The organism is Pelagimonas sp. (assembly GCF_058892305.1).
In genome coordinates this window covers 1-11,890 of record NZ_JBZXVN010000035.1, presented here as the reverse complement: position 1 = coordinate 11,890, position 11,890 = coordinate 1, and the positions used below count along the sequence as shown (strand labels likewise).

Here is an 11,890-nt window from a genome sequence, read left to right as displayed (position 1 = left end):
AACAGACATGAAAAAACGTATGTTGACCGAGTTTGGATTGGGCACTTCCTTGCGTCGTCAAGATTACACCGAGGCATCGGTTCGTGCGGTCAAAAATGCCCTTTGGCACAACTCTATCAATTTGGCCGAATTATTTGGTCGCCCCAAGGGGGACATGTTGATTGACGTCGAAATTGGTGTTGCCAATCCGAGTGCCGTTGATGTTGGCCAGGTTGAAGCGGTTTTCCCTTACGGTCAGCCCAAGGTTCATGTGGTTCGCGGCGGATTGGATATTCCGCGCGCCGATGGTGGCAACCCAACTGTGATGGCCAATGTGGCGATTTCTGTTAGTTTTGAGATGGAGGGGTAAATGCAGCGTTTCATCATCGAAATGGGCACCGGAAACGATCAATACGGTCAGGATTATACCAAGGCTGCGGGACGTGCGATCGAAGACGCCATCCGGCATTCCTCTATCCCAATGTTTGAGACATTGGGCGTCGATCACTCAAAGATGGTCGTTCAAGTCACTGTCGGTGTTCAAAAACCTGACTTGGTGAATTGTGATGCCTTGGCCAAAATCTTGCCGCGTGGCAATGCCACGGTCAAAGCGGTCCTAGGTGGTTTGGATGTTACCAACCCTAATAGCGGCAACACGGTTGTCGTTGCGTCGGCAGCCGTTGAGGCCTTTCTTGATCCGAAAGATGTTATTGAATGAGTAAGGCCCTGATGATCCAAGGGGCCGGGTCTAATGTGGGAAAATCCATGTTGGTGGCAGGCCTGTGTCGGGCCGCCCGGCGCCGTGGGTTGACCGTTGCACCTTTCAAGCCACAAAATATGTCCAACAATGCCGCTGTTACACTGGACGGTGGAGAAATCGGACGGGCGCAAGCCTTGCAAGCACTGGCCTGTGGACTTGAACCGCACACGGATATGAACCCGGTTTTGCTCAAACCCGAAACTGATGTCGGTGCTCAGGTCGTGGTTCAGGGGCAGCGACTAACTACATGTAAAGCCAGGGAATACTCAAAGCTTAAACCGACATTGTTGGCCGCGGTTTTGGAAAGTTTCAATAGGCTAAAATCCATCTATGATCTTGTGCTTGTCGAAGGGGCTGGTAGCCCGGCGGAAGTAAACTTACGCGCTGGTGACATTGCCAATATGGGGTTTGCTCAGGCCGCTGATGTGCCGGTAATACTTGTCGGCGATATTGATCGGGGCGGGGTGATTGCCCAAATAATTGGCACAAAAACTGTGTTGGATGTTGAGGACGAAAACCTGATAAAAGGGTTTTTGATCAATAAGTTTCGCGGCGATCCGAGCCTATTTGATGAGGGGTACTCTTTGATTGAAGATACCAGTGGATGGTCTGGATTTGGTGTTCTTCCGTTCTTCAATGATGCCTATAAGCTGCCTGCTGAGGACGCGTTAGACCTTCCGAAACGCGCCAAGGGAGCGGGTTTGCGGGTGGTGTGTTTACGCCTGTCGCGCATTGCCAATTTCGATGACCTTGATCCCTTGGCACAAGAACCGGGCGTTGACCTGACGATGTTATCCCCCGGCGAGGCCATCCCCGGTGATACCGATTTGGTGATTATTCCAGGAAGCAAGTCCACGCGTGGTGACCTTGCTTTTGTTCGCAAGCAAGGCTGGGATATCGACCTTGTGGCCCATGTGCGACGCGGTGGGCAAGTGTTGGGAATTTGTGGCGGGTATCAAATGCTTGGTACCCTGATATCAGATCCATTGGGGATAGAGGGCGCGCCGGGAACGGATGCCGGGCTTGGTCTATTGGATATCGAAACCGAAATGACACCAAGCAAACAGCTCACGCAGGTGACGGCAAAGCACTGCGCGACTGGGACGATGGTGGATGGGTATGAAATCCATATTGGACGATGTCATGGGCCAGACCGCCTTTCGCCTTTCGCCGAAATTAATGGGATGCCCGAAGGCGCGATTTCACCCAACGGCCAAGTCATCGGAACCTATCTGCATGGATTGTTTAGGTCCGACACGTTCCGATCGGCCTTTTTACAATCGCTAGGGGTAAAGGCGGGCGCGTCCCCATACGGCCAGACAGTCGAGCAAGCATTAGACGATTTGGCGGAGTATATGGAGCGGCATTTGGACATTGATGGTCTCTTGGCAACCGCAGATTAAACCTTTGTCCAAACCGTGTCTGTGTTTTCCTGCCAGCCAACTTTGTGCAAAAGCGGCGTGTCATCGTCAAAACTCGGGTATCCAATACACAAATAGGCGCTGAACCGCCATGTGTCGGGGGTTTCAAAAATCGTTTCAATCTGGCGCGGGTCAAGTATGGAGACCATGCCGACCCCTAAATTGAGACTGCGCGCCATAAGCCACAGGCTGAATATTGCCATGGATGTCGATTGTTCCAAGGTTTCCGGCATCGAGTGGCGCCCCAAGCCCCGACCTTCCTCGGGGGCTGTGTCGGTAAAGACGGCCAATTGAACCGGGGCAATATCGAGGCCAGCCAGTTTTAACTTGCGGTATTCGGCCTTGGCGGCGTTGTCATATTGGGTTTCCGCCTCGGCGTTGCAGCGTTGAAACTCTGAGCGAACATGTTGTCGTTTCTCGGGTGAGGCCACCGACAAGACGCGCCAAGGACGGGCATTGCCAACCGATGGGGCAAGGGTCATGGCTAACTGCAATTTGCTCAAGGTATCATCGGGCACCACATCAGGCCTAAAGTGCCGTGTGTCACGCCGCCAGGTCAAAAGGTCTTGGAGGGTGTCGCTATGTGAGTCACCGAACTTCATACCATCGCCTCGCGCAATCGGGTCCATTCGTGTGTCGTTCCGGGCAATCCAAGTCGAATAAGGCCCTTTGACCAAGGGAATATTCGGCTCCAGATGTGGTTTTGGGCCAAATGCGCTTGGGCCTTTGTCGCGCTCGGGGTGTCATATAATCGGAACAGCTCGGTGCCTCCGACAACGGTCCAACCATAGCCGGTCGCTAAGCCATCAATCTCGGCAACCTCTTGGCGCAGGCGATCAACAGTTTGGCGCGCCCAATTGTCATCCAAAAGTGCTTGGCTGCCAGTTTCGATGGCAATACCGGACACGGGCCAAGGACCGAACATCGCGGACAAGGCTTTGACACTATCACAATGTCCTAAAATAAACCCAAGTCGTAGGCCTGCCAGACCGTAAAACTTCCCAAAACTACGCAGAACGAAAAGGTTTTTCAAACCGGTCATAAGTGGCACGACACTTAGGTCGGGGCGCGCATCGGCAAAGCTTTCATCTACAACCAAATGTCCGACCTGCTGCGCCAAACCAACGAGGGTTTGCGGCGTTGTTTCGCGGCCGTCAGGATTGTTGGGATTGACGACAACCGCCAAATCCGCCCCGGACAAAGCGTCTAGGTTATCAACCTCTTCTACGTTCCACCCGGCGGCCAATAGACAGGCGGCGTGTTCATTATAGGTTGGGCTTAGCACCCGCGCCTGTCCGATCGGAAACAGGCGGGGGATCATTTGGATTGCGGCCTGTGCTCCTGCAACGGGCAAAATGTCGACCTCAGCCCGATAGGCCTGTTTCGCGGCGCGTGTCAGGCTGGCAAGGGCGGCTTGGGTAGGCAAGGCTTGCCATGCTTGGGGTGATAACGCCGGCACGGGGTAGGGGACGCGATTGATCCCGGTTGAAAGATCAATCCAATCTTCCGAAGCGCCGCCGTAAAGCGCACGCGCCCCGTCAATATTGCCGCCATGATCGCGCATAAGCTGTCCTCCCTAGGTCATGGCCCATAGTGCAAGCCCAAAGGACAATGCAAGCAACGCAAAGGTATAAAGCCGCAAACCACGCGCTAAATCCTGCGGTTCGGGGTCAGGACATGCGCCGTTGACCCACGGGTCATCAGTCGTAATCGCGCCATATGTCCGCGGTCCAGATAGACGCACCGCCAAGGCCCCGGCAAGAGCCGCCTCCGGCCAACCGGCATTCGGGGATCGGTGGTAACGCGCGTCGGCCCTGATACAGCGCAAGGCTTCTAAGGGGAGAGGTGAGATGAGCGCGAACAAAAGACCGGTTAGACGCGAAGGCAGAAGATTGACCACATCATCAAGCCGGGCCGCGCATTTTCCGAAATACTCATACCGGTCGTTGCGGTGGCCAATCATTGAATCCAAGGTGTTGATGGCTTTGTAGGCGGCAATGCCGGGCAAGCCGAACAAAGCCCCCCAAAAGATCGGCGCGACAATGCCATCAGAGGTGTTTTCCGCGAGGCTTTCCAAAGTGGCGCGCGTGATACCGGCACTGTCCAGATCGGTCGGGTCACGGCCAACAATCATCGAAACCGCATGTCGTGCCTTTGGCAAATGCCCCGCTGTCAATGGACGGGCGACATCTTGGACATGAGTGAACATCGAACGCGCCGCGACCAGTGGCCAAGCGAGGACACCAGACAGCAGAGTGCCAAGCCATGTGTCTGGCAAAGCATAGGTGACGGCAACCGCCGCAAGCATAGCGCCCCCTACTATGAGACCCGTTGTGAGGCAGCCCAGCAAAAACCGGTTTATAGGCGACCCGGAGTTCCAAAGGCCTTCCAATACTGAAATAGCGGTCCCGATCCATGTCACGGGATGCCCGATGCGCTGAAAAAGCCAATTGGGCCAGCCGACCAAAGCGTCAATTGCCAAGGCAACAATCATGGCCAATGCAAAACTCATCTCTGACCACCCGCCTTGAAGTGAACAATGGTTGAGAAGCCTGCTGCAACCAGATGTGATTTGGCCGCTTTCGGGACGGTATTGGGCGCGAAAATGAAACCACGGGCCGCCCCGGTATGCGCTATGACGATTCCTAGCGCATTGATGTCTTTCGCAATATCTAGGGTCGGATCCGAGGCGTCACCGCGTATCGCCAAGTTTCGCTTGGCTGATGCTGTGGCTAGTTTTGCAATTGCGCCTAGGTTTTGCGCTTGTGCCGCATCTTTCCACTTGGTGACCAAATCTGAAATATCGGCAAAGTTTTGGTCTTGCGGGTTTGTGCGACAGTGAGGGCCGTAAAACCCACCAAGAACCTCAAATTTCGGGAGCGCCGGAAGCGGGTGTACAAGGTTAGCCTGACGTGAGGCCCAGAGCATTTGTTCGGGATGTGAAAACATCAACGGGTCTGTTGCTCCCTCAATATCGAGACAGGCGCGGGCTAGTTCCATGTCAGACAGTGGGGATTTTGCAAGCTTTGCCAGAGCAATCAAGCTTGCTGTAGAGGCACCTGCGCCGCCACCCGGTGGCATGTCACTATGTAGCGTAAAGCGCTGGTTTATTGGCACGCCGATCCTATTGAGGAAGCATCGTGTGGTCTGAAGCGAAAGCACGCGTTGCGGACTATAGACAGATAGGTGATTGGATGGTCTCGAACGGGCCTTGAGTGTTAGTAGAGGGCAGGGCAGAGAGACAAGCGAAACCGGACCATGTGGACCTAACCGACCTTGCAACAATTCCCCAAAATGTCCGGCGACTGAGGTGTTTATATACATCGATTGACCTCTTTGATGCTAAAAACGCCCGTAGATAGGCGTGATAGTCTGGTCACCGACAGGTTGGCGATGTCAAAACGCAAAGCGGTGGATACACCGCCCAAGGCAACGGACAAGGCTGCGCGGATGGGTCCGGCATGGGCGATGATCAAAGTGCGGCCGGGATTGGCGGCGTTTAAAACCGCCTGAACCCTTGTGCAAACATCATCAAAGCTTTCGCCATTTGGTGGTGAAAACGCCGCAAGTTCCGGGCTATCCATCTCACCCAAATCCGGTAATTCCCCGTAGGGAACCCCTTCCCAATCGCCAAAATCCTGTTCCCATAGCGCATCAATGAGGGTCGGTCTCGTCTCTGGCAGCAAGGTGTTTAGGGTTTGCACACAGCGTAAAGCCGGGCTGCAATAGACGGTATCAAACTGTGAAAGTGTGGCGCGCAACGCGTCAAAGGTTCCGACCGAAGAACAATCGGCCGCAACGTCACGTCGCCCGTACATGCGCCCGTCACCAATGACTGGGGCATGACGGATGAAAGTGAACTCTGTCGCTGCGTTCATCTGCACGGTCGTTATTCCTCTTTCGTTTGCGGCCTGTTTCTGCTTTCTCATGTCGCCATGAGCAAGTCGATACTGGTAACGGGCGGGGCCCGATCAGGAAAAAGCGTCATCGCCGAGCGTGTTACCGAACGTTTGGCGACGAAAATGCAAGCCGGGCCGATTTATATCGCCACGGCGCAGGCGTTTGATTCTGAAATGGAAGCGCGGATCAAGACCCATCAGAACCGGCGTGGGCCCGAGTGGCGCACCGTGGCCGAACCGTTGGATTTGGCGAAAGCGCTACAAGAGACAGACGGGCAGGGGCCGCGTTTGGTCGATTGTCTGACCCTATGGGTGTCCAATCTGATGCACAACGACGAAAACTGTGCACAAAACGCCGGTGATTTGGCGACGATCATCGCGTCTCAAAACGCTCCAGTTATTCTCGTGACGAATGAAGTCGGGGCGGGAATCGTACCCGAAAATGCTTTGGCGCGTCAGTTTCGAGACGAAGCAGGCCGCGTCAATCAGATCATTGCAGCGGCCTGCGACGAGCTGTATCTCGCCGTGGCTGGCTATCCCATGAAGGTGAAACCGAATGACATCGAAATTTGAATTGAGCACGCTTGCGGCCCTAAAAGATCAGGTGGCGGATTTGCCCGAGGTCGACACAGCAGCGGCTGAGGCCGCGCGGACCCGACAAGACAGCTTGACCAAACCACCCGGCGCTTTGGGTCGTTTGGAAGAGTTGGCGATCTTCATGGCCGGGTGGCAAGGCACGGAAAACCCAACAATCGACTCGGCGCAGGCCCTTGTTTTTGCGGGAAATCACGGCGTTTGTGCCCAAGGTGTCAACCCGTTTCCACAAGAGGTTACCGTTCAGATGGTTGCCAACTTCGAAGCTGGTGGAGCCGCAATCAACCAATTGTGCCGGGCGAACGGCGCGGATTTGTCGGTCATTGCGCTTGAGTTGAATCGCCCAACAGAAGACTTCACCGCGGGCCCCGCCATGAGCGAAGCCGACACATTAAAGGCCATGCGAGCCGGGGCCGAGGCGGTAGACACACAGGCCAAGGTTTTGATTCTTGGTGAAATGGGTATTGGCAATTCTACGGTGGCCGCCGCCTTGGCCAACGCGGTCTTTGGGGGCGACGCCGTGGATTGGGTGGGACGTGGAACTGGCTCTGATGACGACGGGGTTATGCGCAAGGTCTCGGCGGTTGACCGCGGCGTTTCTTTGCATAGCTCGGCCACCGGTCTAGGCATTTTGGCGGCCTTGGGAGGGCGCGAACAAGCCGCGATTTGCGGTGCTGTTCTTGCGGCGCGCGCGGCGCGTATTCCGGTGCTTCTTGATGGGTTTATTTGCACGGCCGCAACCGCCCCCCTGTATGCGGTTGACCCATGTTTGCTGGACCATTGTTTGGTTGGGCACCAAAGTGTCGAACCGGGTCATCGGCGGCTTCTTGAAGCGATGAACAAACGTCCTGTCCTTGATTTTGACATGCGTCTGGGGGAAGGATCAGGAGCGGCGTTGGCTTTGGGTATTTTGCGTAGCGCGCTTGAATGCCACAACGGAATGGCGACCTTTGCCGAGGCCGGAGTGTCCGGAGGATGAAGGTCGTGTCTCGCCGGATCAAAGAGTTACGTCTGGCGGGCATGTTGTTGACGCGGGTGCCTATGGGCACCTTGGCGGAGCCAGTTCCCGCACTTCCTGACGCCAGATGGGCCTATCCTTTGGTTGGTTTGGCGCTTGGTTTGTTGATGGGTCTGGTTGCCTGCCTTGGGGCACATTTGGGTTTTCATTCCGCAATCACCACGCTTTTGGTTGTGGCATTTGGCGTACTGCTCACCGGGGGTTTGCACGAAGACGGCATGGCCGATCTGGCAGACGGGTTTGGTGGTGGACAAACCAAAGCCCGCCGCCTTGAAATCATGCGTGACAGCCGGATCGGCTCTTACGGTGTCTTGGCGTTGGGCCTGACTTTGGCTCTAAAAGCCCAAGCTATGTTCGTGGTTTTTGGATCGGGCATGATGATTTGGCCCGTTTTGGCCATGGCGGTCAGTAGCCGCTTTTTCATGCTTGCCGTTCAGGAGTACCTACCAGCGGCGCGTGAGGACGGCATGGGGTTCGATGCCTCGCAAACCGGTGGGTGGCGGATATGGGCTGGTTTGTTGGTGATGATTTTGTCAACCATCCCATTAGGATCGGCTGCAATTTCGGTGCTGTTTGCGATGGCACTGGCGTCGCTTGCCTTGGGGTTTCAAGCCAAACGTCTCATCGGCGGCCAAACCGGTGATGTGTTGGGAGCCGTACAATTGGCCGCAGAATGCGCCGGATGGTTGGCTCTATCGCTTTATGTCTGAGCATTGAAATAGGAATAAGCCTTAACCACCGGAATTGCGGAGCGACGTCCACAAGAAAAGAGCCGCATGGGACAACCATGCGGCTCTTTCATTTTCTGCCCTCAACCGCCTTGATCAATCGAGATCTACCGGACCTACCAGTCAGGTCCGATAGATTTGCGATTTGACTTAGAAATGTGCCGAACGTGTGCCAGCAGGCTTTTGAACCGGCGGAGCAAACTTGGTCAGGTCGATACCTTCAACGGCGGTTTTGTATTCCTCAATTGTTGGCGTGCGGCCAAGGATTGCCGAGAGCACAACAACCGGGGTCGAGCCAAGTAGGGATTCACCTTTCTTCTCAGGTGCATCCGCAACGACGCGGCCTTGGAAGAGGCGGGTCGATGTGGCCAGTACGGTGTCGCCTTTGGCGGCTTTTTCCTGGTTACCCATGCAGAGGTTACAGCCCGGACGTTCGAGGTAGAGAATGTTCTCATACTCGGTCCGCGCCGCGGTTTTAGGGGCCGCGTCATCGAATTCAAAGCCCGAATACTTCTGCAAAACTTCCCAATCGCCCTCGGCCTTCAACTCATCAATGATGTTGTAGGTCGGCGCGGTGACGACCAGAGGTGCCTTGAACTCAACGGTTCCATTGGCGTTCTCAAGGTTGCGAAGCATCTGTGCCACGATCTTGATATCGCCTTTGTGAACCATACAGGAGCCAACAAAACCCAGATCCACTTTTTTCTCGGCTTTGTAGTACGAAATTGGGCGGATTGTATCGTGGGTATAGCGCTTGGACACGTCGATGTTGTTGACGTCCGGGTCGGCGATCATTGGTTCGTTGATCAGGTCAAGATCAACAACAACCTCAGCGAAATACTTGGCGTTGTCATCTGGGCGCAGCGCAGGCTTTTCACCGGATTTGATTTCGGCGATCCGTGCGTCGGCCTTGGCGATCAGCGAAGCCAGCATGCCGTTGTCATGCTCCATGCCTTTGTCGATCATGATCTGGATGCGCGATTTGGCCAGCTCAAGCGAGCCGATCAGCGTGTCATCATCCGAGATACAGACCGATGCTTTGGCCTTCATTTCGGCTGTCCAGTCGGTGAAGGTAAAGGCTTGGTCCGCCAGAAGCGTGCCGATATGAACCTCGATCACGCGACCTTGGAAGACGTTGTCGCCATGTTGCTGCAACATCTGGGCCTGAGTGGCGTGAACCACGTCACGGAAATCCATGTGATCGGCCATCTTACCCTTGAAGGTCACCTTGACCGATTCAGGGATCGGCATCGAGGATTCTCCGGTTGCCAGAGCCAAAGCCACGGTGCCCGAGTCGGCCCCAAAGGCCACGCCTTTGGACATACGAGTGTGGCTGTCGCCGCCGATGATCACATCCCAGTCGCTGACGGTGATGTCATTCAGAACCTTGTGAATAACGTCGGTCATCGCGTGGTAAGACCCTTTGGGGTCACGACCTGTCACCAGACCAAAGTCATTCATGAACTTCATTAGGCGAGGGGTGTTGGCCTGGGCCTTGAGGTCCCAAACCGATGCTGTGTGACAGCCAGACTGATAGGCCCCATCAACGCTTGGCGACACGACGGTTGCGGCCATCGCTTCGAGTTCCTGCATGGTCATCAGACCGGTGGTGTCCTGCGAACCAACAATGTTGACCGCGACACGAACGTCCGATCCGGCATGCAGGGTTTTGCCCGGCGTGGCGCCACGCGCGTTGGCGTTAAAGATTTTCTCAACCGCGGTTAGGCCTTGGCCCTCATGGCTGATCTCCTTGGACTGAGCGAAAACCAGAGGTGCTTCGACACCAAGGGTCTCAGCGGCAAATGTCTGAAGCTTTTTACCAAAGACGATGGCATAGGAGCCACCGGCCTTCATGAATTCCATCTTCTGCGGTGAGAAGGACCCAGCCATATCAACAAGCTCATCGCTACCATCAGCAGAGTAGAGCTTTTTGTCTTTGGTGTTGATGGTCAGAACAGTACCGGTTTCAACCGAATATTTCTGCTCAAGGATCGGGTTGCCATCGTTGTTCAGGATCGGCTTGCCGTCTTCATCAACCTTTTTCACCCAGTTTTTCAGATCGACACCGATCCCGCCGGTCACGCCAACGGTGGTGAGGAAGATCGGCGAAATGCCATTGGTGCCCGCGATGATCGGCGCGTAGTTCACAAAGGGAACATAAGGCGAGGCTTGCTTGCCGGTCCAGAGGGCGACGTTGTTCACGCCAGACATCCGCGACGAGCCAACGCCCATGGTGCCTTTTTCCGCGATCAGCATGACGCGCGCTTCGGGGTGCTTGACCTTCAACGCTTCGATTTCTTTCTGTGCGTCCTCAGAGATCATGCATTTGCCGTGCAATTCACGGTCAGCACGCGAGTGTGCTTGGTTGCCCGGTGACAGAAGGTCCGTCGAAATATCCCCTTCGGCGGCGATATAGGTGACAACTTTGATTTCTTCGTCGATGTCCGGAAGCTTGGTAAAGAACTCGGCCTGAACGTAGCTTTCTAGCAGTTCTTTGGAGATGGCATTGCCCGCCTCATAGGCTGTCTTCAAACGCTCGGTATCGGCTTCGTAGAGGTAAACTTGCGTTTTTAAAACCTCGGCAGCTTGCTTTGCAATATCTGCGTTGTCGCCAAGCGCCAGATCGAGCAGCACGTCGATCGATGGGCCGCCCTTCATGTGCGACAGCAATTCAAAGGCAAAGGTTGGGGTGATTTCCGCAACAACCGTGTCGCCTAGAATGATCTCTTTCAAGAACGCCGCTTTGACGCCAGCGGCGTTGGTTGTACCGGGCAGGGTGTTATAAATGAAGAAGTTCAGGGACTCGTCGCGGTGCTCATTACCAGAGTCTTTGATTTGCGAGATGAGTTCGCCAACAAGCGCGCCATCATCGATGGGCTTGGGGTGCAACCCTTGCTCTTTACGTGTGGCAATCTCAGTCAGGTAGTCGGTGTACAAGCTCATGATGAATCCAACAGTTTGGTGTTTGGTTTAGGTCAAGCATCCGCTCTTCGGCACCTCTGCCTCGTTGATGCTCAAATTCATTGTATGCCGAAGTATACCAAGTTGTCTCAAGTTGCAACATGTCAGCCCGCGACATAGGCCCGCGCCCAAGAAATAAGCTGTTATCAACTTGGTTTCCGGACCGCTTCGGTCAGTCTGAGACAGTCGATACTTGACGAGTCATGTTAAAGAAAGGGGCGAAATACCGCATTTTGTAACTGGTCACTCACTTCCATCAATGACATCTGCGATTTGCCCTCAACTTTTGCTGACGAGCCTCATTTCAGCATATGGTTGTCCAGTTCCTCGGGTGAGTTAAATCGCGATACCGAGTCGGAGAGTATGTAAGCGTCTCCGATACCCTTTTGTGCGCGGATTGACGGTCAAACCACAACTGCCCGTTCCGCGTGTCTTCGTGTCGCGGCCTTAAGAGAGCGGCATCTCCGATCCTGTATGCGGATGTTTTAAACGAAGTGAGGGCTAGCCTCAGAACGCATTGATTTCCTCGT

At 54.8% G+C, this 11,890-nt stretch carries 12 protein-coding genes; 6 read left to right on the top strand and 6 right to left on the bottom strand.

Annotated features, from left to right (window positions below):
* The first annotated feature begins 7 nt into the window (after nt 1-7).
* The 3 genes from AC5EFR_RS14800 to AC5EFR_RS14790 are packed head-to-tail and all read left to right on the top strand — an operon-like array spanning nt 8 to nt 2,142.
* Nucleotides 8-349 carry a Lin0512 family protein gene (locus AC5EFR_RS14800; RefSeq protein ID WP_493576561.1) on the top strand — a complete coding sequence of 114 codons (342 nt, stop codon included), beginning with the start codon at nt 8-10 and terminating at the stop codon, nt 347-349.
* The gene (locus AC5EFR_RS14795; RefSeq protein WP_493576560.1) at nt 350-697 is read left to right on the top strand and encodes a Lin0512 family protein; all 348 of its coding nucleotides are present in this window, start codon (nt 350-352) and stop codon (nt 695-697) included.
* The gene (locus AC5EFR_RS14790) at nt 694-2,142 is read left to right on the top strand and encodes a cobyric acid synthase (RefSeq protein ID WP_493576559.1); all 1,449 of its coding nucleotides are present in this window, start codon (nt 694-696) and stop codon (nt 2,140-2,142) included. Before AC5EFR_RS14795 ends, AC5EFR_RS14790 begins: the two co-directional genes overlap by 4 nt.
* On the opposite strand, the gene bluB is transcribed toward AC5EFR_RS14790, so the two are convergent.
* From bluB to AC5EFR_RS14765, 5 genes are read right to left on the bottom strand one after another with little or no spacing between them, the layout of a single operon-like run.
* Entirely contained in the window at nt 2,139-2,762 is a 624-nt protein-coding gene (gene bluB / locus AC5EFR_RS14785) for a 5,6-dimethylbenzimidazole synthase (protein WP_493576558.1), read from the bottom strand. The two genes, AC5EFR_RS14790 and bluB, sit on opposite strands and share 4 nt — an antisense overlap.
* A complete protein-coding gene (cobD, locus tag AC5EFR_RS14780; protein WP_493576557.1) occupies nt 2,759-3,724 on the bottom strand; it encodes a threonine-phosphate decarboxylase CobD in 966 nt (321 codons plus the stop codon). The genes bluB and cobD overlap by 4 nt, the downstream gene beginning before the upstream one ends.
* A 12-nt stretch (nt 3,725-3,736) precedes the next feature.
* Nucleotides 3,737-4,672, bottom strand: coding sequence for an adenosylcobinamide-phosphate synthase CbiB (gene cbiB, locus AC5EFR_RS14775; RefSeq protein ID WP_493576556.1), 936 nt, complete (start codon nt 4,670-4,672; stop codon nt 3,737-3,739).
* Entirely contained in the window at nt 4,669-5,484 is an 816-nt protein-coding gene (locus tag AC5EFR_RS14770; RefSeq protein WP_493576555.1) for a GHMP family kinase ATP-binding protein, read from the bottom strand. The genes cbiB and AC5EFR_RS14770 overlap by 4 nt, the downstream gene beginning before the upstream one ends.
* The gene (locus tag AC5EFR_RS14765) at nt 5,475-6,038 is read right to left on the bottom strand and encodes a histidine phosphatase family protein (RefSeq protein ID WP_493576554.1); all 564 of its coding nucleotides are present in this window, start codon (nt 6,036-6,038) and stop codon (nt 5,475-5,477) included. Before AC5EFR_RS14765 ends, AC5EFR_RS14770 begins: the two co-directional genes overlap by 10 nt.
* A 57-nt stretch (nt 6,039-6,095) precedes the next feature.
* On the opposite strand from AC5EFR_RS14765, the gene cobU reads away from it, so the two are divergent.
* The 3 genes from cobU to AC5EFR_RS14750 are packed head-to-tail and all read left to right on the top strand — an operon-like array spanning nt 6,096 to nt 8,381.
* A complete protein-coding gene (gene cobU, locus AC5EFR_RS14760) occupies nt 6,096-6,632 on the top strand; it encodes a bifunctional adenosylcobinamide kinase/adenosylcobinamide-phosphate guanylyltransferase (RefSeq protein WP_493576553.1) in 537 nt (178 codons plus the stop codon).
* The gene (gene cobT, locus AC5EFR_RS14755) at nt 6,616-7,632 is read left to right on the top strand and encodes a nicotinate-nucleotide--dimethylbenzimidazole phosphoribosyltransferase (protein ID WP_493576552.1); all 1,017 of its coding nucleotides are present in this window, start codon (nt 6,616-6,618) and stop codon (nt 7,630-7,632) included. The genes cobU and cobT overlap by 17 nt, the downstream gene beginning before the upstream one ends.
* Nucleotides 7,629-8,381, top strand: a complete 753-nt coding sequence (locus AC5EFR_RS14750) for an adenosylcobinamide-GDP ribazoletransferase (protein WP_493576551.1) — start codon at nt 7,629-7,631, stop codon at nt 8,379-8,381. The genes cobT and AC5EFR_RS14750 overlap by 4 nt, the downstream gene beginning before the upstream one ends.
* A 168-nt stretch (nt 8,382-8,549) precedes the next feature.
* Here the strand turns inward: AC5EFR_RS14750 and AC5EFR_RS14745 are convergent, their stop codons facing one another.
* Nucleotides 8,550-11,342 (bottom strand): bifunctional aconitate hydratase 2/2-methylisocitrate dehydratase, encoded by a 2,793-nt coding sequence (locus AC5EFR_RS14745; RefSeq protein ID WP_493576550.1) that lies wholly within the window; start codon nt 11,340-11,342, stop codon nt 8,550-8,552.
* Between the last annotated feature and the right edge of the window lie 548 nt (nt 11,343-11,890).